This window comes from Paraburkholderia sp. GAS33, from assembly GCF_050436645.1.
In the GTDB taxonomy this organism is placed as follows: domain Bacteria; phylum Pseudomonadota; class Gammaproteobacteria; order Burkholderiales; family Burkholderiaceae; genus Paraburkholderia; species Paraburkholderia phenazinium_B.
Genome location: NZ_JBNDMP010000014.1, coordinates 98,625 through 119,464, shown reverse-complemented (window position 1 = coordinate 119,464; position 20,840 = coordinate 98,625). Strand labels below are relative to the sequence as shown.

Below are 20,840 nucleotides of genomic sequence, written 5' to 3'. Positions count from 1 at the left end.
CGCCGCTGGCGCGTAAGACCTCGTGAGGCTATGATCAGACGACTCGCAGGGGCGCGAGCAAAACGACATCGAAATCGAGAGAGACCACCATGCCGGAATTTGTCACAGCGCTCGGCCTCGTTTCCAACGCACCGCGGATGCCGAGGTTCCGTAGGCAATGTGCTGAGGTTCGCCCGGCGGTCCCGCGCCGGGCGTGCGGCCATAATGCGGTCGCATCGTGATTTGGCATTGGCCAGAATGCAACCGGTCCAACTGAATCGCCGGTTCTTTGAATGGCGTGAGGGATTCAGCGCCGCCACTGCGTACAGATGGCGGCTCGGTCTAGCCGGTGACCTGTTTGGTCGAAATGGTCGTAGTCTCCCGCGGCATGTCAGGCGGTTGTTTCGCGGAATGCTATCCAGGCACTACCACCACCGTTGAAGTCATTCACTCAAGGTAGTTTCGCGGCGACACGTCGCTTGCAAACAAGATTCAAACCCAGCGGCCGACCTTTATTCACGCCCGGCGTTCCGCGCGTGACGAGCCTCGGCACTCTTCCCACGGATTTCCTTCACAAGCGCTTGCCGGAGTAGCGCCATCTCGATCAGATCGAGTTGATACAGGTAACTGCGTTGACGGACCTTGAGCAAAAGGCTACCGAGTACAATGCCTGCGCCCAGCGCGAGCGTAGCCAGTAGGAACGTATCCAGGTAATGGGCAGGGGCGCTCCAGTGCTCAAATGCGCCAGTGACTGCGGTCATACCGCCGGCTGCTTTGAGTTGTGTTGATGCAAAGATGAACAACGATACCAACGCTACCTTCTCGCCAAAGAAAAAGGAGATGCGGCGATCCATCCGCGTGACTTTGAGCTGCAAATAGCGCTGAGCATACGTAAGCAACGGCCCATCATACGCAGCCAGTTTTTCGACATGGCTTTCGTCCGTTTCGATCTCAGCGTCCGTCAACTCGATCGTGGCCGACAGTTTCGTTTTCCCGAGGCGACCTCGCTGCTTGCGCTCCCAGAAGGAGGCGATCTCTGAAATGATGACTGACAGCATCGAAAGCACGATCAGAATCATGCTGACGATGTAGCAAACAAGCGCCGTCTCGAGAACGATGTCTGGTGGCCGGAACCAGAATTTATTGACGAGTGCCACGACGCACAGTACGAAAAATGCGGCGAGGCTGACACGAAGAAACCACTTCGAGGCGAAATCGGCGATTCTCTGTGTGGAATTCTTGTTGGTGGATGGGCGATAAGGTTTGCATGTATAAAGGTAACCAAGGAGTTCATTGATTTTCAGCATGGAGGTTTGTCAGGTCTAGAGTTAAAGATGTTTTTGCCGTTCCCGAAGCGGCCTGAAGCGGAGGCTGTTGCGATATCGGCAACTTATCGAATTCCTTTAACGGGCTCAGCTCGATGTTTTGGCGATATTAATGGATCGAACTTACCTAGTTGCCACCGTTTCTTAGGGCACAATTCGCACATCTTCCAGATCGTCACAGGAGAACGAATTGGCGTGATGGCGAAGAGAGAAGTACAGCGCCTCGGCTTCGTCGGTAGTCCAATCCGGCGCCCCATAGAGTCCAGTGTCCACCAACGCACTCCGTCCAAGTGGCGGATGCAATAGCCAGGTGCCTGCTGTGCATTCAGTCGCGCTTTCAGCCAGTCGACACACTGTGTCACCCTGTTAGCAGCCGAACTCGAGGCAAAGCGCGTGTAACCGGTCGAGGTTGCCTTTGACGGCGTTGAATAGCCAACCCGCGACGGGATCAGTAGGCTGCGGCTCGACGGAATTGTCTTGTGATGTGTTCATGCTAGGATCGCTCCAAAATAAAGGGATGGGGTATGTCGAAATGGCTTTCGGGGTACGTAGGAACTGTGTTGGCAGTTGTGGCGATCATCATCGTGCAAAACGTGTGGGATCTCGATAAGAATGCATGGGCCGCGTGGGCACACGCGATTGGATCGGTCGGTGCGGTTTTCTCGGCTATCTGGGTTGCAGGCCTTCGCCGCACGATAGCCGAGCCCGCCAGATGTCGTCGATGGCTTAGCGTGGTTTAAATTCGGTTTTCTAAAGCCGCCCCAATGCTCATCGAGCGCATTGCCTAACTGCGGGTGCCCCAGTTTGATCGTTACGTGGTCGAATAGCCCGAGGGAATCGCACCCTCAGGCTATTCGACCGATTAGTAGTCCAGATCGATAATCGCCTCGCTGGACTGCGTAAGGTCATACCATGCAATGATCAACGCCTGGTGGGTGCAACGATTTGCACTTTTGCCAGTGCATTGGCGCGCAGCATATAGCCGATGAGTGCCCCGCTGGCGTTTGCATCCACGGGCAGATGATCCACCTTTAATGCCCAGACGGTGAATTGATAATGGTGAGGTTTGTCCCCCGCGGGGGGACACGCGCCACCAAATCCGGAGTTGCCATAATCGTTACGCCCTTGTATCGCGCCGACGGGCAAGCCCGCTGGTGAGCTACTGGCGCCAGTTGCGAGAGATGAGACATCGGCAGGGATATTGACGACTGTCCAGTGCCACCAACCGCTACCTGAGGGTGCATCGGGATCATAAGCTGTGATGGCGAAACTCTTGGTGCCTTGCGGTGCACCGTGCCATGCTAACTGCGGCGAGATATTGTCGCCCGTGCAACCAAAGCTGTTATACGCTTGCTTGAGTGATAACGGTTTGCCAGCGGCAATGTCGGTGCTGCTGAGTTTAAATTCATCAGCATAGGCTATGGATGATAATGCGATCAGGCTTGACAATAATGCGACTTTCATCATGTGACTATTCTCCTGTGAATAAAAAAATACCGCGGTTAGCGGCATGCATGGATATTCCGTCGGTCGCTGAGGTGCGGCGATTCAGCGCACGGAGGATGGCAAACAGCCGAATCGTTCCTTGAAACGCTCGGTAAACCGGGTGCGGGATTTGTACCCGCAGGCTTGCGCGATATGCGGGATGCTCCATGGTGTCGTTTGCATCAGCATCATCGCGTGATGCATGCGGATGTCGACGAGCAATTCTTCGAAGCGCACCTGCTCTCCAGCCAGGCGTCGCCGCAGCGTCGCTTCGCTCATGGCCAGTTCACGGCTGGCTTCCTGCGCCGTCCAGTGACGTTCTGGCGCCTCGCTGAGCAGGCTACGCAAGCGTTCGGATGTACTGGACTGCAACGTGTCGTAGGCGAACAGATGACTTCGCTCTGAAAGCGCCGCCAATAGATCCATCAGGCGGTGCCGCAGCCGCTGATCGCTGATCTGGCCTGCTTCAATGCTCTGTACGCAATGCTGGAGCGTCGACGCCAGATCGTCGTCACGCGGAACCTGCTGGAATGGTGTCGACCGGTTCCCGATTGTGTGCGTTGGTGCGTGCTGGCGATGAAACTCGGCAAGCAGCTCGGCAGAGAAGGTCAGGAAGATCGAACGGAAGCGTTGGTCGTCGCCGCCCGGTTCCTTCAGCACATCCGCGCAAGCGTGCTGGTCGATGAGAATCAACCCCGACGGCGCGTCGGTCGTCAGCCGGGCCGCCCCGTCGTCGAGCGTTATACGACCAGAAACCACCACCAGCAGTGTCGCCTCGAAGAAGCGGAAGCGCTGCGTTTTCTGAGGATGCCGCAAGCAAGGCCGGGCCAGGCCACACAGGTTGCGCCTGGATACGGGCATCCCCGAAGCTGGATGCCCGCTGGTTGTATCCATCGGCTGCGTCATGCCGGGGAACCGTAGCGGGGCGTCAAGCACAGCGCGTGGCGAGGACATGGTCAGATTGCGGACGAGGTGTTTAGTTACTCTGAACCTTGGGGTTCAGGCTGTACAAGCCGGTCAGGCTGGCCTGGTCGAGTACAGGTGCCGAGGCGAGTGCGGCGCGCACGCTCGCGCCGGTTAGCGGACCCTTGATTTCCAGCGACGGAGTGGCGAGCGCGTAAACCGTAAAGATATAACGGTGAACAATGGCGTCGTTCCACGGCGGGCAGGGACCATCGTAGCCATAATATTCGCCCTTCATTTGCTCGTCGTTCGCAAACCAGCCCGTATAGTCATTGATGCCGTGACGCCAGTCATTGAGTGCCGCGGGCCCCGCCTTGCCTCGCGGCGTCACGCCCTCTGCATGCGCGCCAGCCTCGATTTCGGTCGTGGTGTTCGGAACGTCCAGCAGCAACCAGTGGACGAAGTCGACGCGAGGTAGCGAGGCCGGGACTTCACGATCGGCCTGGTTGACGTCGTCGCCACGACTTGGCACGTCCGGGTCATGGCAGACCACGACAAACGATTGCGTGCCTTCAGGTACCTGGCTCCAGGCCAGATGCGGATTGCGATTCGACGATAACGCGACGTGTGAAACCGGATCGACAACCGCAAACGCGAATTCACCGGGAATTTTTTCGCCGTCTTTAAAGCTCTGGCTGATGAGTTGCATGGTGACGTGTGGTCCTGTGCGTGACTAGGGAAATGGAGCAGAGGGCCGCTTGAGAGTGCCCATCGACTTGCTCAGTGTATTGTATGGACGCAAGGCACACCGCTGTCTCCTTATCCAATCAAAGCTCCAATCAATCTCCATAGTTTGATCGCATTTGGGAATTTCTGGCGATGGGCCACGGTATAGTGCTGCCTTGGCAAGGGCGTTCCGGTTCGACGCAAAGGCCCGGGCGGGGGCAGAATTGCTCGTGCATTTATCCGCCAACCTCCTGTAGCAATCGTTACTACCGTGAAACTCGATCCGCTGTCCTTGAGATTGTTTGTCCGGGTCGTCGAAGACGGCACCATCGCCAGCGTTGCGGCACGCGAGCACATTGCGTCGGCGGCGATCAGCCGACGGCTCAGCGAGCTCGAGGATGCACTCGGCACGCAACTGCTGGTGCGAACCAACAAGGGCATCACGCCGACGGCCGCTGGAATCAATCTCACGATCATGGCGCGCGACGTGCTGGACGATCTGCAAAACATCGTCACACGCATGCAGGAGTATTCCGCCGGGTACCGGGGCCTCGTACGCCTGCTCGTCAATATCTCGACGGTGTCGACTTTCATACCGCCGCTGGTCAAATCGTTTCTCGAGCGTTACCCGGACGTGCAACTGCGTCTGATGGAGCGCGATAGCCTGTCGATTACCGAGGGTGTCGCCGAGAATCTCGCCGATATCGGTGTCTTTACCAGCCTGCCGCATAGCGCCGATATCGAGGTTTATCCATTTCGCCGGGACGAACTGAAGGTGCTGGTGCGAAGCGATCATCCGCTGGCTGAACGTGAGTCCGTCACGTTCGCCGAAGCGCTGGATTACGAACACGTCGTGCTGCGTACTGGCACGCACCTGCGCCTGCAGATGTTGACGGCCGCCGGGCAGGCCGGCAAATCACTACGCTACAAGGTGGAAGTCACTTCGTACGACGCACTTTGCAAGATGGTCGAATGCGGCGTTGGCATTGGCGTGCTACCTGCCGGTATTGCCCGGATCTACGCGCTGTCGAATACACGCACGCTGTCACTCGACGAGGCATGGGCCAGCCGCGAGTTGTCCATCTGCGTGCGCCGCCTCGATGCACTGTCACCTGTGGCACGAATTTTCTTCGACCATCTGCGCGCCGGTTGCTAAGCCCATGCCGGGTGCCATCGCGTATTGCGATGGCACGGTCGCAACTCCTTGATGTACAGGGCTCTATTCCCCTCCTACGATATGCCAACAGAGGGGCGCGCTCACCAAGCGCGCGGCGGAGTCACTCACATGCCGGGCAACCGAATCTTTCACCAGGCCGATGCGGGTGAAGGCGCGTTGCACATGCATGCATAAAATCAGGCGAAAACCGGAGGAGATATGGAGATGCTACGCCGCGCACCGGCAACGGAAATCGAGGCTTCATCGCGATTCGTGCGTTACGCGACACTGGGTGGCACATGGGGTGCATGGTTGTTCGATGCGCTGGATGCGGCCATCTTCAGTTTCGTTATCCTGTCTATTGCACATGCCTTCGCGGCGACGCTCGGGCAGGTCGTGTCGATCGCAGCCTGGTTCCTGCTTGCAACGGGCATTGGCGGGCTGCTGTTAGGAAACCTGTCGGACCGGATCGGACGCAAGCGCGCACTGTTGGCCTCGGTACTGACCTATGCGACCGGCACATTGCTATGCGGTTTCGCGCATAGCGTAACTGAACTCAGTATGTATCGCTTTGCGGTCGGCATAGGGGTGGGCGGCCTGTGGTCTGCCGCAGTGGCGCTGGTCGGAGAAGTCTGGCCGGCCTCGAGCCGAGCTAAAGCCATGGCGCTGATGCAGACCGGATGGTCGGCGGGCAGTCTGCTCGCTGCCGTCTTTGCATGGACGCTGCTCGATGCCTCCGATCCTGCCTCGTGGAGGCATCTGTTCATTGCGTCGGCGATACCTGCGTATGGCGTTGCGTTGCTGATCCTGGTGTTTGTCAAGGAGTCGCCGGTCTGGCTCGAGAACCGCGAGTTCCTGCGCAACAACAAAAGTAAGGTAGGTCTGCTGCAGATCTTTAAGGGGGAGTTGCGGAAAACGACATTGCTTGCGCTCGCGATCTCAATCCTTGGCATGTATGGGTACTGGATCATCATGACCTTTACGCCAACTTACCTGCAGAGTGTCTTGCACGTGCGGATCGATCAGGCTCCGGTGTTCCTGGTATGGACGGGGCTGGGTGCAACGCTCGGTTATGTGCTCTATGGAGAGCTGGCCGAGCGTGTCGGCAGGCGTCAAGCGTTCGCGGCTTTCTTTCTAGGAATCGCGTTGGCCGTTCCGGCCTTCGCATATGGCGCGCGCATGATTCCGCTGCACGACAGCAGGCTTGCGTGGACGACTGGAAACATCGCCGTCATCGGTGGGCTTTCTGCTTTGCTCGGCTTTTTCACGGGATATTTCAGTGGGTTTGGCGCCTGGTATGCCGAACTCTTCCCGACCAGCGTTCGCTCCACGGCGGCCGGCTTTTGCTTCAACTTCGGTCGCGTCGGTGCGATCGCCGGTATCAAGCTGGTGCCTATGCTGATCCCGATGCTGGGTTTCACGCTGACCTATTGCATGGCCTCGATTACTTACTTGTGCGCTGCCGCACTGGTGTTCGCGCTGCGCGAGACGCAGGGCGCGCACCTGACGAGCGGAAATTGAACCTATCTTCCAACCAACCGGATTCCTTTATGAAGAATTATCGAATCGGCCAGATCGTTCCCAGTTCCAACACCACCATGGAAACGGAAATTCCCGCGATGCTCAATGCACGGCATGCCTTGTTTCCGGAGGAACGCTTCACTTTCCATTCGGCGCGCATGCGCATGATGCACGTGACGCCAGAAGAGCTGAAGAACATGGACGTGCAAAGCGACCGCTGTGCGCAGGAATTGACCGATGCGCGATGCGATGTGCTCGCGTACGCATGTCTGGTCGCGATCATGTGCCAGGGGCCCGGATATCATCGTCAGTCGGAGACCCGCCTCGCGCGGGTTGCGCAGGAGAATGGAGCGCCTACGCCGATTGTCAGTTCGGCCGGTGCACTATGCGAAGGGATCAAGGCGATGGGTTTTCGCAAGGTTGCCATTCTTACGCCTTATATGAGGCCGCTCACGCAGCAGGTCGCTACCTATATCGAAAGCGAAGGCATCGAGGTGACCGACGCCCTCAGTCTCGAGGTGTCCGACAACCTCGAAGTGGGGCGCCTGAACCCGATGAATCTGCTGGAACATGTGAAGCGGCTTGATGTTGGGCAGGCCGATGCCGTCGTATTGTCCGCCTGTGTCCAGATGCCCTCGCTGCCCGCGATCCAGCTGGTCGAGGACCGTCTGGGCAAGCCGGTGTTGTCGGCGGCAGTCGCGACCGTCTATCGCATTCTCAAGACCCTCGACCTGAAGGCCGAAGTACCCGGCGCGGGGCATCTGCTTTCCGGAAAGTTCTGATTCGACCTTGATTCATCGCACCGTGCCCGAGGGTCGGCTGTTTCCCTGCGTGATGCGTGGCATCGGCATCGCGGGGATAGCCAGATCACGATCGCCTGCCAGGCAAAACTGCACGACGGAGACTTTTTATGACACGCGCGCATTTCACCGCGATGGCTCTAACGATCGCTGCGCTGGTGACTGGCATCGGCTACCCGGTATTTGCCGACGCCAAAGTCACCAGGCTGGAGATCACCTCGAAGCAAAGCTACGGCACATTCAGGCCCGGCGAATTCGAGTTCTGGGAAGGCCGCATCTTCGGCGAGCTACGGCCAACCGAGAAGATTCCCGACATTGAAAAGGCACCGAGGAATGCCGATGGGCTGGTCGAATATTCAGCAAAAATCTCTTTGACCTTTCCGAGGAATCCGAAAAACGGCAACGGTGTGCTTCTGGTCGATATTCCTAACCGGGGCCGTCCCTATGCACAGGCGCTTTACAACAGCCCGCGCGATGAGCCGTTTGAGGCCGGTACGACAGAAGTGGGCACGGGCTTCCTTCAGGATCGCGGTTTCGCTGTGGCTGAAGTGCAGTGGGAGCTGGGCAAAGGCGCCGACCTGCCTATGTTCCTCGACAGTTCCGGGCAGAAGCGCTTCGTCGAAGGCGTCGGGTTCGCTATTGTCAGGGATGCCGCTGACTTCCTGGCGCACGCTACGTCCGATAAATCGGGTACGGTCAACCCCCTGCAAGGTGCTGTCAGGTGGACGCTCGCATCCGGTAAGTCACAATCGGGGCGATACCTTAAAACTTTCCTCCTGGACGGATTCAACGTGACCGGGAGGCATCGCGTATTCGACGGCATGCACGTGTTTGTCTCGGGCGCGGGCATGCTGCCCATCATGCAATCGGGCACAGGGCCGCAGTCGAGCGCTGCCGAGGTTCCGACTTTTGAGAATCCTGAATTTCGAGGTGTCAACGAGGACGTGCTGACGATCGGCGACATTATCGAACGGGTCAAGGCACGTGGCGAGAATCCCCCCCGGATGATTCTCATCAACTCCACGACCGACTACTTCTCGCTGCGTGCCTCCCTGTCGCGAACCGGAGCCGAAGGCACGACCGAGCAGCCCATTCCGGACAATGTCCGCGTGTACGACATTGCGGGTGCTTCCCACATCGTTTTGCAGAAGGCCAACTGTGAACTGCCACTAGCCCGGCTAGACTGGAACCCGATCGCGCGCGCAACGCTACTGCATCTGGAAGACTGGGTGGCGAACGGAACCGAACCGCCGGAAAGCCGCCTCATGCCACTCGAGGAGGCCAGAAATGATCCGACTGTCCTGCGTGCGCCCGGTCACCTGCCCAACGCGATAATAGAGATTCCGAAGCGCGATGAGGATGGAAATGCCGTTGGAGGTGTAAGGCTCCCCGATATGGAAGCGCCGCTCGGCGCTCACGCGCAACAAAATCCACCGCTTTCTTTTCTGTGCATGCTGGCCGGCGCCTATATTGCGTTTCCACGAACACAGGCAGACGCGGACGCAGCCCACGATGGGCATCGTCCTGTTCTGGAGAGGTACAAGACGCGCAACGAGTATGTGAACCGTGTTCGAACCGCTGCACGCCAGCTTGAGCGGGACGGCTTCCTCCTGCCCGACGACAGTGCCATTATCATTCAGTCAGCGGCGGAGAATCCTCTGTGGCGTACGTCGTCGCCATGATGGGTTCAGCCAAGATAAGCGTTTGCTCTGCAGGGCAAACGCTTCTAGGCACAGTTCCAGGTCGGCCTGCAACAAGCGGGCTTCCTTAGTCCGCCCTTGCGAGCTAGTCGTGAGGTTTTCGCGCGACCGGAGCTTCTTTGCGGAGAAGAGCAAGGCCGCGCCTTTCGGTTAGCGGTTCGCCTTCAGTGAGCGCGTCCGCTTGAGCGCCGATCATTTGCGGCGCAAGCGCTGAGGGATCGGTGGTCGGGACGGCGCGCAAAAAAGCGATCTGAACGGCGGGCGCCGCGACGAGCGATGCTTTGCGCGAGCCTGACCGAACGAGGCAACTGGCCGATGGTTGGCCAGCGCTGTATGCGTCCGGTCCCGCCGCCAAATCCGCCGAAATGCGCGCTGCAGCTACGAAGTGCATCAGCAGAATCCCCGTGAAAAATCCGGTGCTCACCCACACAAGCGCCATGGCGCCCTCCCGGGGCGGTGAGCCCCTTTACCCTCTTGCTTGCCGAACGGGCCCGCTGCCCGACGGGCGCTTGCGGGCAGCACGCCGGGACAGAGCCGCCGCCTCACGGGCGCGTTGGCAAAGGCCGGCGGTCGGACGCGCTGATGGAGCGCGCTTTTTATGTCGCAAGACATGGATGCTCCGTCAATTGCCCGTCGCCCGCGTCCACGGTTTCGGGCACGGCGCTGACCAGGATCATTTCGTCCGCGTTAAGCTTCGCCTGGCCTCGTTTGGGTTTGAACACCGCGTCGCCCTTGCGGATCTCCGTGCCGCTGAGCGCGCATCGCCCGGCTGCGCGCGCCGTGACAATGCGCCAGTCTTGCGCGCCGCAGTGACCGCGACACGCGTCGCTCCAGTCGACCACCAGGAGGTCGGCCTTGGGGCGCTCGAGAAGCAAAATGCGACTCCCCGTCGCAAAACACCGCGTGTTCTCCGTTTTCCCTTTACTCATCATCGATCGCCTTCAAGTGGCCTGCTCTCGCGTCCCGAACAAAATGCTCTGTCAATCCATCACCGCGTGCGCCGCGTCTCCCGCGCTGCCTCGTTTGGCGGGCTGGATAATCAGCAGGAGCGGCACCACCACAATGCTCATCCACATCATGAATTTGAAGTCGTCGATGTAGCCGATCATGGCGGCCTGCGCGGTGATTTGCTGGTCAAGCGCCGCGAGCGCGAAGGCTGACGGTCCCTGGCCTGACGGGTGCATGAGAGGGTTGAAACGGGTGATGTGCTCGACCAGCGACGAGTGAACGATTTGCGTATGCTGCGTGAGTATCGTTTGGACACCCGAGATGCCGATGCTGCTGCCGATGTTGCGAATCAGACTGTAAATGGCCGTGCCATCGGCTCGCATCTCCGGGGTCAGCGTGGCGAATGTCATTGTGCTCAACGGCACGAAGACGAGCCCGAGGCCAATGCCCTGGATGACGCCGGGCCAGATGATGTTTCGCTCGGAGAGGACAATAGTGTAGTTCGCCATTTGCCACAGCGAGAACGCGGTGCACACAAGGCCGCCAAAGAGCAGGAGACGCAGATCGACACGGCCGATCAATCGTCCGACCGCCATCATCGCGACCATCGTTCCGATGCCGCTCGGCGCGATAACCAGGCCTGCAGTCGCGACCGGGTAGTTCATGAGGGTTTGCAGCATGGGCGGCAGCAAGGCCCGTGTGGCGAAAAGAATGACGCCCACCACAAAGATGAACACAAGTCCCGTAACGAAATTTCGATCGGCCAACAGGCGCCGGTTGAAGAAGGACGGCCCTCGCGCGGTCGCAGTGTGGATGATGAAGAACATGAAACTGATCACGCATGCGAGCGTCTCGCACCAGATTTCAATCGAGCCGAACCAGTCCTGCTGCTCGCCGCGATCGAGCATCGCCTGCAACGCGCCTATGGCAATGCTTAGCGTGGCGAAGCCAAAGAAGTCGAACCTGGTGTTCCGGCGGAGGAATTCGCCCTTGATATACGTGAACACGCCAAACACCGCGATCGCGCCAATCGGCACGTTGATGAAGAATACCCAGCGCCAGTTGTAGCTGTCGGTGAGCCAGCCGCCAAGGGTTGGGCCGAGGATCGGGCCGACCATCACACCCATGCCCCAGATCGCCATCGCCTGGCCTTGCTTTTCGCGCGGATTGATGTCGAGCAGGATGGCTTGCGACAGCGGGACGAGAGACGCGCCGAATACCCCTTGCAGCAGACGCGCGGCGATGATCATCGGCAACGAGACGGAGACGCCGCACAGGGCGGACGCGACCGTGAAGCCAATGATGGACGTGAGCAACACGTTCTTTTTCCCGAAGTGATCGCAGAGCCATCCAGTGACCGGCGTGGTGATAGCCGCGGCGACGATGTAGGACGTGAGCACCCAGGTGATCTGATCCTGGGAGGCCGACAAGCTGCCTTGCATATGCGGCAGCGCCACGTTGGCGATCGTGCTGTCGAGCGACTGGATCAGCGTCGCCAGCATGATGCAAATCGTGATGATGCCGCGGTGCGGCACGGCCGGTGCGACGGGTGACGACGCGGAACCCATGGTTGCGCCGGTCGGCATGCTCATTGCCCCGCCACTTCATCGTCGTCGCCCGCAGTCGGCCGGACGCGCCATCGCGCGAGATGGCCCATTTCGCATCCATTGCGAACGGCGGCGAGAAAACGTTCCATCCGGCGGACGTCGGCGGTGCCGTGATGTTCTGCGCTCGCGTGAGGTTCAAGGTCGCGCCTTGGCGCGGGCGAAGAAGTGAGAGGCGTGTTTTCGCGTTTCATGAGCTTTTCCATCTAAATGCGAGAGATACTCATATTTGATAAATGCATAATATGACTATCCATCATGTTTTTCAAGTTTGCCGGAATATGCCTGCCTGGTGGCCGGCCTTTCACTGCGCCATGCCGCGACCGGCGATCGTGGGCGCTTGCCGTATCGCGTAGCCGAGCGTCGGTTTCGCGCTGCGCGAGGGCGTGTTGTGCGCTTCGTTGCCCGGGCCTGAGCTGCCCTCGTTTTCCTGGATGATCTGGGCGATTTCGGCGTCGGCCTGGTCGCCATACCTGGCGAAGACGTCGGTCTGATAGACGGTGTTGGGCGCTGCGCCCAGCTGACCACCCCGGTCGTTCTTGATCGCCACGTCCACCGCCATCGACAGGCCGATGCGTAGCGGATGCATTTCCAGTTCCTGCGGATCGAGCCCGATGCGCACCGGCAGCCGCTGCACCACCTTGATCCAGTTGCCGGTCGCGTTTTGCGCTGGAAGCAGCGAGAACGCCGAGCCCGTGCCGGCAGAAAAGCCCACGACCTTGCCGTGGAAAACCACGCCCGAGCCGTAGACGTCGGCGGTGAGCTCAACGGGCTGACCGATGCGCATATGCGTGAGCTGCACTTCCTTGAAGTTGGCGTCGACCCACACCGAGTTCAGCGGGACGATGGCCATCAGGGGAGTCTCCGGCGATACGCGTTGGCCGACCTGCACCGAGCGTTGCGCGATGTAGCCCGTGACCGGTGCGGGCATCGTATTGCGGGCGTAGTTGATGTAGGAGTCGCGTACTTTCGCCGCGGCGGCAAGCACGTTCGGATGGTCGGCGATATCCGTGTTTTCGGTCAGCGCACGATTCGATTGAAGCTCTTGCTCCGCGGCGTTTAGCGATGCTTGCGCGCCGCGCACGGCATCCTGCGCGTGCGAGATCTCTTCCAGCGAAATTGCACCGGTTTGCGCGATCGTCATGCGGCGGCGCAAATCGTCCTCGGCACGCGACAGATCCGACTGACGCAGCGCGACTTGCGCCGCATACTGGTCGTTGTTCACGAAGAGCGTGCGCACCTGGCGCACCGCTTGTGCCAGATTCGCCTCGGCCTGGTCGAGCGTGACCTTCGAGTCCGCTGGGTCAAGCACCACGATCGGATCGCCGGCGTGAACCGTCTGCGTGTCATCGGCATTCACCGAGATCACAGTGCCCATCACTTGCGGTGTGATCTGCACGACATTGCCGTTCACGTAGGCGTCGTCGGTCGTTTCATGGAAGCGCGCGACGAGAAAGTAATAGAGGCCGTAGGCGATCGCCGCGATCAGAAGCGCAATGATGAGCAGCGTCATCAGCAACCTGCGTTTGCCGTTGTCTGGCGGTTGCGCGTCCGCGGCAGGTTGACCAGTGTGCGCCGGAGTGGCTGGTTGGGGAGAGGTGGCCGGTTTTGTGGGGGCGACGGGATCTTCGGTGGTGCTCATGGCGATGCTCCGGGTTTCTCAATGTGCGTCGTTTGTTCAGGTGGTTTTCGGGCTCAGTCCGCGGCGGCCGGCGTCGCTTCGCTCGCCGGCAGGGCTTGGGCGGACTGCGAAGCTTGTCCCACCGGCGCGTCGGTCGGCACGACAAGATCGGCCTTCGCCGCGTCGAATCCGCCGCCTAGCGCCTTGATCAGGCCGATCTGCATGTTGCGGCGGCTCATCCTGAGATCCGTCAACGTTTGTTCGGCAGCGAGCCGGTTCTGGTCGGCAGATAACACTTGCAATTGTGGCGAGAGGCCCGCCTTGTAGCGCACCACGGAGAGTTGGTAGGCGCTCGTCGACGCGTCGAGCGCGCGCTGTGCGTCGCCCGATTGCCTGTCGATCGAACGGATCGACGAGACTTGCGTTGCGACCTCGGACAGCGCATTGATCAGCGTCTGGTTGTAGGTCGCAACGTCATAGTCAAAGTCCGCATGGCGGACTTTCAATTGCGAGCGCAGGGCGCCACCGTCGAAGATCGGCAAGTGAATTGCCGGACCGAACTGGACCTGGCGACTTCCTGCCGTGAAGAATTTTCCCCAGCCAAATGCGTCGAAGCCGACCGCCGCCGCGAGGTTCACGTCCGGGAAGAACTCGGCCTTGGCCTCTTTGACGTCATGCAGCGCCGCCTCGACCTGCCATCGTGCGGCGACGATGTCCGGGCGACGCGCCAGCAGGTCGGCGGGAAGGTTGTCCGGCAGAACGACTGCACCGCCCGTCGCCAGGATCGGCTGGGTGATTTGCAGTCCTCGATCCGGGCCCTTGCCGAGCAACGCGCCCAACTGATAGCGCACGACGGTAATCTGGCCGTCGAGATCGGTGAGATTCGCGCGGGTCGTTGCGATGTTGCCGATCGCCGTCTGCCGCTCGACGTCGGTGTCGAGGCCTGCGGTGACGCGGCCGTCGGTGATACGGCCAATGTCTTCACGATTCCGGATTTCACGCTGGGCGATATCGCGCTGGGCGTAGAGCCGCGCGAGCTGGTTGTAGGCGCTCGCGACCGACGCGGCAAGTGTCACGCGGGCCTGCTGCATGTCGGCTTCGGCGGCCCTCTCTTGCGACACGGCCTGGCCCAGGCGCTGGCGACTCTTGCCCCACAGATCCAGATCCCACGACGCGCTCGCGAGTGCGTTGTTCTCGCTATACCAGGTGCCGCCGAACGGAGGCGGGTAAATCGCGTTAGCCGAATACAGCTCGCGGGTCCACGCATAGCTGGCGTCGACTTTCGGATAAAGGGCCGACTTCGACTTTTCAATATACGACGAGGCTTTGGCGATGCGAGCTTGCGCTTGGGCGATCGACGGATTGCCCTCCAGCGCCTCGGCGATCAGCTTGGGCAACTGCGTGTCGCCGAACTGGTTTGCCCAGTCGAACGACGGCCATTGGCCGCCCTCGGCCGGAAGGCTCTGCGCGGCCTCAAAATTCGCAGGTGGCGCCATCTGCTTGTCGCCGTGGATGCCGAAGTAGTTCGCGCAACCGGACAACGCAATCGCCGCGGCGACCACCACGGCCACGAGCCGGCGGGGTCGCCGAAGCGGCGATGGGGCGGCGCGGACCGTTCGGCGCCGCGCGGTCGAGCAGAGAGCCCCGAGAGGCAATGCAATCGATTCAGTGCGTTTTCTTTTCAAGATAGAGTGCCGCGTCATGGGTTAGTCCCGCTAAATCACCGCTGTTGGCGAGAACGCGGCGGAGCATGCTCTTGAGAAATCCGGTTTCTTCCGGCGTGAAGCCGGAGAGCAGCATGTCCACCACATTCGCGAAGATGGCCGGCACGCGCGCGGCCATCGCGCGTCCTCAGGCGTCAACGCAAACCGCACGACGCGCCGGTCTTCGACGCTGCGCACACGCCTGAGCAGGCGGCGCGCTTCGAGAAGGTCGATGCGGCGTGTGACAGCGCTCGCGTCGATCCCAAATTCACGGGCCAACTCGGCCGCGAGCAGGCACTTTCCGCTCCACAGCATGAAGAGGATGCTGCTCTGGGTCCCGGTGATGCCCAGCTTGCAGGTCGTCCGCTGGTTCATCATGTTGGCCATCGCGGAGCGCACGCGGGAGAACAGTGACCCCACGCTTTCGTTAACGTCGCGAGCGTTGAATTCCATGGTCGGAGAGCGCAAATTCGTCATGATTTGAATGCTGCCTCGATGGTTGACAGGTCAATGGAATGGGCGCGGCGGGGCGTCCTGAGAAGCGATTTGGCGGCGTGAGCACGCGGGATCAAAATGGCAAAACGTATTCGTCGATCCGGATTGAGCAGTCCTCACATCCAGATAAAATGCGAGCACTACTCATATTTAGAGAAATGATAATATGACTGGTCCTCACGTTTTGTCAAGGCGCTCGAAAACGCTCACGCAGAAGCGCGGCACCGACGCGTCAAACATTTTCCAAGGCGGCGGAGCGGCTCTGTGCGACAGCAGGGTATGACGCGCTTCCTCGAGACGGCTTGCGCGTTGATTCTGTCCCTGTAAAATGCAAGGATGGCTCACGTTTATCGGAAATTGGAAAATGAATGATCCCCAGATTTTGTCAAGGCGGTCAAAGACGCCGACGCAGGCGCGCGGCGAACGCCGGGTGACCGACTTGCTGCGCGCAGCCGAGCATCTCTTTGCGACCACAGGGTATGAGGCGACACCGATGAGCGGCATCGCCCAACTCGCCGGCGCGTCGATCGGCTCGCTGTATCAGTTTTTTCCAAGCAAGGAAAGTCTCGGCAACGCCTTGTTGCTCGAATACATGAACGACTTGAGCGGCCAGATCGCCGACCTGAAAGCGGCTTCGCCCGTCGCGCCGCGGATGCTCGGGCAAAAGCTCTTCGAGATCGTGTTCAACTACACTGTGGAACACCCCGCGTGCCGCGTGTTGGCGGAGTCTCCCTCAGTGCCGAAGACGGACAGCTTTGGGCTGTTTTCCGCCAGTGTGCAGGACTTGCTGTCGGCCCTCGCTCCGTCCATGAAAACCGCGGAACTGTTGTCGATCGCGCAGGCCACCTGGCTCATGGTGCGCGCAGCGGTGCAAGGCGTCCGGATGTTCGACGCCAGGAAGGGCGCGGCGCTGCGCCGCGAGATGCAGCAGGCCATCGGCAGCTACCTTGAGGAACGACTCGACACAGCCGCCACGACGCGCTCCAAAGCCACCAAGGGACCTAGGCGCGCAACGCCCTCCAAGCCCTGCGGATGAGCCCGAATGCCTTCCGTCCTATCGTTCGCGCCGTTAAGTCCGACCCCGCCGCAGCTCGTGGCGCTCTGTGTCTGCGGACGCAGATCGCGATGATGTCGAAGATCAAGAGGCAATGCCCGGGTATTGCGCGATCCTCCGCTGTAGCGGGGCGTTCGCTGATCGGTACAGCGTCGCGAATGTTCGTGCGGTCTTCGGTTTTCAATGTGTGATGACGGGACCGGCGCATGGATCGAGAGCCTCGCAAATGCTCAGGCAATTCCTTTTTCAGGGCACCGCGAGCTTGAATATAGGGGCTCCGATAGATCGTCTCGTGTGACACCAGATAATCCTTGTTGACAGCATAGGCATGTTTGAGCCAACCAGAAATCTGCTCAGGAGACCAGTGCAGCTTCAGTTTTGCAGCGACAACTCGCGCCAGCGTCTGGTTTTTCACCAATTTGCAAAGCTTCGGGCGACGTGCCCGGTCCCAGGCGAGCACATCCGCCTGACTTGCTCGATAACCTTGACTGCCTCCGTTGCGCTGCAGCTCGCGGCTAATCGTGGAAGGAGCACGTCCCAGCCCGGTCGCAATAGACCGAATCGACAATCGGGCCGCCAGGCAACGAGAAATTTCCTCGCGTTCCGCGAGCGTCAATGCCTGAGGTGCTCGGCGTCGTTGCTGTGGCTTGATGCCGCCAGCCTCCGCGAGTATCCGCTGTATCGAAGAGTGGCTCCGATCGAACAGTTTGGCAATCTGATGAATGGTTTCGCCTTTGCGCCAGCGGTCCCACATCAGTGCCTTCTGACTCTCAGAATAGTAGATCCTCGGTCTCCGTTTCATTGCAACACCTTCACTGCTCACGCAGATTCTAGTGTGTTGCATCGACCGGTTGAATCCGCCGTTTTACGTTCCAGTGCTCTAGGTGTAGCGGCCCGTCTAGGTGCGCACCGAACTAATTTCGGTGCCGGTGAGCATTTTCTCATAGCACACCGCATGCGAGGAAAGCGCACCGGTGTGAACTGGGCAGCTTCGGTGGTCCTTTTTTGTGTTCCAGATGTGGCGGTTGATAAACATGCGGGAATGACCGGCAGGAATGCAACTAGCCGTCTGTCATTGCGCCCTCCACACACAAGCGAAGGCGGAGAAACGTACGTAACGATGTCTGGCGGCCACGACTCCATCTCAGTATTTCCGCTAATCGACGTCCATTCGTCGATCATTTACTCTTCATGTGAACATTTGCTCATTCCTTCGGTGTCTTTCGACAGCTTCCTCACTCGTAAGCCTTGCCGACCGGATCGGGCCACCTGGGAGGAAACATGCCACCAATACGATTGGTTGAGTCGATCAAGCAGAGACCCTTGCGGATCGCCATTCTCAATACTGATGCCGAACTCGAGACCATGAGTCGCACGTTCGCGGGCGCGGGCCTGTGCTGCGAGAATTTCTCCGACGGCCTGGAGTTTGTCAGGGCGTTGAGCCAGCAGTGTTTTGATCTGGCGGTGCTGGGTCGGGGAGGGCGGAGCCGGGATGGCCGCCACGTGCTCCGGTTGATGCGCCGGTGCCTCAACGACGACATTCCGGTGCTGTTTGCCTGCCCGGTTAGCGACGAACAGTACGTCACGTCAATCCTGCAGGCCGGCGCCGATGTCTATCTCAATATGCCGGCGTCTGGCGCAGTGATTCTGGCACGGACGGGAGCCCTGTTGCGTCGTGTCAATCCCGCGCCTGTGAAGTCGGAGCAGATCGTCATTGGCGATCTGCTCTTTGACGAGGTCGCGCGTCAGATTCTGCGGAATGGGGAGCCGATCAGATTTACGAGCCGCGAGTTTGAGCTTGCGCTCCTGCTTTTCCGGCACATAGGCCATCCGCTCACGCGCGCGCATATTCTCGAAAGGCTCTGGAAACAGGTCGGCGACGTGTCCTCACGAACGCTGGACACGCACATATCCCAGCTTAGAACCAAGCTTAACCTACGACCGCAAAACGGGTTTCAGCTTAAGCCGATCTACGGCGTCGGTTACCAGCTCGATCTGGTCAGCGGCGCTGCGCACGCACGTGCGGCCTGACCTGTCGTGATCCTGTGACAGGTCATGTGCAAGCGAACATTAGTGACGTGATCTGGAACTCGCTGTCCATCGCGCTTGCAACTCCGTGATAGACGCCGATGGCCAAAGCTCGGAAACAGTTGTACTGAGTATCGCGATCAGCTGTGCAATGTCTGCTTGGGCGGTTTCGTGTATGGCTTCCACAACGATAAGCGTTAGTGGACACGATACTCCCAAGCGCCGCAGCCAGATTCAAGATGGGTTTGCTGGCTTGTTATTACCCACTTCTTTTTAGCGGGAAACCTGGTATCCTGGCCTGCGTGATGTCCCGTGTGCGAGCGAGATGGGCAGCAAGCGACAGGCGGATGATCAGTCATGGTTCGACCACGAGGTCCGGGAGAGCAATTTCCAGGATACCAGGCTGCGTCGGCGTTTCGCTATCCTGCTGGAAAAGCTATGGGCCGGAATGGGACAGACGATCCCTTTCGCCTGTCAGGACTGGGCTTCGACCAAGGCTGCTTACCGGTTTCTCTCCAATGACCGTGTCAGCGAACTCGATATCCTGAGCGGACATTTCAATGCCAGCGCGGCACGTTTCGCGGCCGCGCCCGGCCCGATACTGGTTCTGCAAGACACCACGACCTTCTCCTATCAGCGGGAGCATCCCGAACTCGTGGGTTATACCGGCACCAGCACTACGCGAGACCGGTTCAACCAGAGGAGCGTGCTGACACAGTGCGGCATCCTCATGCATTCGAGTCTGGTGGTTACCGCCGACGGACTGCCTCTAGGTCTGGCCGCGGTGAAGTTCTGGACAAGAAAACAGTTCAAGGGCTGTTCGGAGCTTAAGCGGCACATCAACCCCACGCGCGTGCCGATCGAGCAGAAAGAGAGCTGGCGCTGGCTGGAAAACATGCGCCAGTCCACCATGCTGCTCGGCGAGCCTACCCGTTGCATTCACATCGGCGACCGGGAAAGCGACATCTACGAGCTGTTTCATACCGCCTACGATCTTTGCACACATTTCCTCGTGCGCACCTGCGTCGACAGGCTCGCAGGAGACGGACAGCACACGATCGCGAAGGCGATGCAGCAGGTCCAGGTGAAGGGGCTGCATCGCGTTGAGCTTCGCGACGCGAAAGGCCGCCCTATGATCGTCACACTTGAGCTTCGCTACCAGCGAATGACGGTATTGCCGCCTGTTGGCAAACAAGACAGCTACCCTGCGTTACAGCTGACTGTCCTTCACGCACAGGAGCGTGACCCACCGCCTGGGCGCCCTCGCATTGAATGGAAGCTGATCACCGATCTGCCAGTGAGATCACGTGCCGCGGCAATCGAAAAACTCGACTGGTATGCCATGCGCTGGAAGATCGAAACTTTCCACAAGATTCTAAAATCGGGCTGCAAGGCTGAGGAGTCGAGGCTTCGTACAGCGGACCGACTCACGAACCTGGATCGCGGTATTCTGCGTCCTGAGCTGGCGCATATTCTGGCTCACGATGATTTCCCGGTCCGCGCCACAGGCAGCAGCCGAGTTCGCTTTTACGCAAACCGAAATCGAACTGCTTGAACACGTGGTCCGCGAACCGGATCACAACGCACAGGCACCACCACTTGTACGCAACGTTATGAGGCTCGCACGACTCGGCGGTTACCTTGCGCGCGCCAACGATCCTCCGCTCGGGAATACTGTCATGTGGCGCGGGATGCGACGTCTAACCGACATCCAGCTTGGCTACGAACTTGCGCTAAAAAGAAGTGGGTAATAACAAGGTTTGCTGGCCGCTTACCATCAAGGCGATACACT

The 20,840-nt window shown here is 59.6% G+C and carries 18 protein-coding genes and 2 pseudogenes; 8 read left to right on the top strand and 12 right to left on the bottom strand.

Features of this window, described 5'->3' with window-relative positions:
• Nucleotides 1-491: 491 nt before the first annotated feature.
• The 6 genes from P3T24_RS32315 to P3T24_RS32290 form a co-directional block, all read right to left on the bottom strand.
• Nucleotides 492-1,286, bottom strand: a complete 795-nt coding sequence (locus P3T24_RS32315) for a hypothetical protein (RefSeq protein WP_429440881.1) — start codon at nucleotides 1,284-1,286, stop codon at nucleotides 492-494.
• A gap of 162 nt (nucleotides 1,287-1,448) precedes the next feature.
• A complete protein-coding gene (locus P3T24_RS32310) occupies nucleotides 1,449-1,577 on the bottom strand; it encodes a hypothetical protein (protein ID WP_429440880.1) in 129 nt (42 codons plus the stop codon).
• Between the two features lie 93 nt (nucleotides 1,578-1,670).
• Complete coding sequence (locus P3T24_RS32305) at nucleotides 1,671-1,796, bottom strand: hypothetical protein (RefSeq protein ID WP_429440878.1); 126 nt, start codon at nucleotides 1,794-1,796, stop codon at nucleotides 1,671-1,673.
• Nucleotides 1,797-2,225: 429 nt separating this feature from the next.
• Nucleotides 2,226-2,768: a YbhB/YbcL family Raf kinase inhibitor-like protein gene (locus P3T24_RS32300; RefSeq protein WP_429440949.1), complete on the bottom strand. Its 543-nt coding sequence runs from the start codon at nucleotides 2,766-2,768 to the stop codon at nucleotides 2,226-2,228.
• Nucleotides 2,769-2,852: 84 nt separating this feature from the next.
• On the bottom strand, nucleotides 2,853-3,695 hold the full coding sequence (locus tag P3T24_RS32295) for a helix-turn-helix transcriptional regulator (protein WP_429440876.1): 843 nt from the start codon (nucleotides 3,693-3,695) through the stop codon (nucleotides 2,853-2,855).
• Nucleotides 3,696-3,765: 70 nt separating this feature from the next.
• Nucleotides 3,766-4,401, bottom strand: a complete 636-nt coding sequence (locus tag P3T24_RS32290) for a YbhB/YbcL family Raf kinase inhibitor-like protein (protein WP_429440875.1) — start codon at nucleotides 4,399-4,401, stop codon at nucleotides 3,766-3,768.
• Nucleotides 4,402-4,689: 288 nt separating this feature from the next.
• On the opposite strand from P3T24_RS32290, the gene P3T24_RS32285 reads away from it, so the two are divergent.
• The 4 genes from P3T24_RS32285 (at nucleotide 4,690) to P3T24_RS32270 (ending at nucleotide 9,577) form a co-directional block, all read left to right on the top strand.
• The gene (locus P3T24_RS32285) at nucleotides 4,690-5,574 is read left to right on the top strand and encodes a LysR family transcriptional regulator (protein WP_429440874.1); all 885 of its coding nucleotides are present in this window, start codon (nucleotides 4,690-4,692) and stop codon (nucleotides 5,572-5,574) included.
• A gap of 219 nt (nucleotides 5,575-5,793) precedes the next feature.
• Complete coding sequence (locus tag P3T24_RS32280) at nucleotides 5,794-7,095, top strand: MFS transporter (protein WP_429440872.1); 1,302 nt, start codon at nucleotides 5,794-5,796, stop codon at nucleotides 7,093-7,095.
• A 29-nt stretch (nucleotides 7,096-7,124) separates the two neighbouring features.
• Nucleotides 7,125-7,877: a maleate cis-trans isomerase family protein gene (locus P3T24_RS32275; protein ID WP_429440870.1), complete on the top strand. Its 753-nt coding sequence runs from the start codon at nucleotides 7,125-7,127 to the stop codon at nucleotides 7,875-7,877.
• A gap of 128 nt (nucleotides 7,878-8,005) precedes the next feature.
• On the top strand, nucleotides 8,006-9,577 hold the full coding sequence (locus P3T24_RS32270) for an alpha/beta hydrolase domain-containing protein (RefSeq protein ID WP_429440868.1): 1,572 nt from the start codon (nucleotides 8,006-8,008) through the stop codon (nucleotides 9,575-9,577).
• A gap of 614 nt (nucleotides 9,578-10,191) precedes the next feature.
• Here P3T24_RS32270 and P3T24_RS32265 read toward each other — a convergent pair.
• The 5 genes and pseudogenes from P3T24_RS32265 to P3T24_RS32245 form a co-directional block, all read right to left on the bottom strand.
• Nucleotides 10,192-10,470 (bottom strand): DUF3331 domain-containing protein, encoded by a 279-nt coding sequence (locus P3T24_RS32265; protein ID WP_166660841.1) that lies wholly within the window; start codon nucleotides 10,468-10,470, stop codon nucleotides 10,192-10,194.
• Nucleotides 10,471-10,575: 105 nt separating this feature from the next.
• Nucleotides 10,576-12,111 carry a DHA2 family efflux MFS transporter permease subunit gene (locus P3T24_RS32260; RefSeq protein ID WP_429440947.1) on the bottom strand — a complete coding sequence of 512 codons (1,536 nt, stop codon included), beginning with the start codon at nucleotides 12,109-12,111 and terminating at the stop codon, nucleotides 10,576-10,578.
• A 340-nt stretch (nucleotides 12,112-12,451) separates the two neighbouring features.
• The gene (locus tag P3T24_RS32255) at nucleotides 12,452-13,789 is read right to left on the bottom strand and encodes an efflux RND transporter periplasmic adaptor subunit (RefSeq protein WP_429440865.1); all 1,338 of its coding nucleotides are present in this window, start codon (nucleotides 13,787-13,789) and stop codon (nucleotides 12,452-12,454) included.
• A 53-nt stretch (nucleotides 13,790-13,842) separates the two neighbouring features.
• Nucleotides 13,843-15,339 (bottom strand): efflux transporter outer membrane subunit, encoded by a 1,497-nt coding sequence (locus P3T24_RS32250; protein ID WP_429440864.1) that lies wholly within the window; start codon nucleotides 15,337-15,339, stop codon nucleotides 13,843-13,845.
• Nucleotides 15,340-15,433: 94 nt separating this feature from the next.
• Nucleotides 15,434-15,948: pseudogene (locus tag P3T24_RS32245) on the bottom strand (MarR family winged helix-turn-helix transcriptional regulator).
• A 346-nt stretch (nucleotides 15,949-16,294) separates the two neighbouring features.
• Here P3T24_RS32245 and P3T24_RS32240 point away from each other — a divergent pair.
• The gene (locus tag P3T24_RS32240; RefSeq protein ID WP_429440862.1) at nucleotides 16,295-17,002 is read left to right on the top strand and encodes a TetR/AcrR family transcriptional regulator; all 708 of its coding nucleotides are present in this window, start codon (nucleotides 16,295-16,297) and stop codon (nucleotides 17,000-17,002) included.
• A gap of 112 nt (nucleotides 17,003-17,114) precedes the next feature.
• Here the strand turns inward: P3T24_RS32240 and P3T24_RS32235 are convergent.
• A pseudogene (locus P3T24_RS32235) lies at nucleotides 17,115-17,822 on the bottom strand (IS30 family transposase); the annotation flags it as partial.
• 521 nt (nucleotides 17,823-18,343) lie between these two features.
• Between P3T24_RS32235 and P3T24_RS32230 the strand changes: the two are divergent.
• The 3 genes from P3T24_RS32230 to P3T24_RS32220 all read left to right on the top strand — a co-directional run bounded on the left by P3T24_RS32230 (nucleotide 18,344) and on the right by P3T24_RS32220 (nucleotide 20,799).
• Nucleotides 18,344-19,051 carry a response regulator transcription factor gene (locus P3T24_RS32230; RefSeq protein WP_429440860.1) on the top strand — a complete coding sequence of 236 codons (708 nt, stop codon included), beginning with the start codon at nucleotides 18,344-18,346 and terminating at the stop codon, nucleotides 19,049-19,051.
• A 322-nt stretch (nucleotides 19,052-19,373) separates the two neighbouring features.
• Nucleotides 19,374-20,603: an IS4 family transposase gene (locus P3T24_RS32225; RefSeq protein WP_429440859.1), complete on the top strand. Its 1,230-nt coding sequence runs from the start codon at nucleotides 19,374-19,376 to the stop codon at nucleotides 20,601-20,603.
• The gene (locus P3T24_RS32220; RefSeq protein ID WP_429440858.1) at nucleotides 20,533-20,799 is read left to right on the top strand and encodes a hypothetical protein; all 267 of its coding nucleotides are present in this window, start codon (nucleotides 20,533-20,535) and stop codon (nucleotides 20,797-20,799) included. Before P3T24_RS32225 ends, P3T24_RS32220 begins: the two co-directional genes overlap by 71 nt.
• The last annotated feature ends 41 nt before the right edge of the window (nucleotides 20,800-20,840 follow it).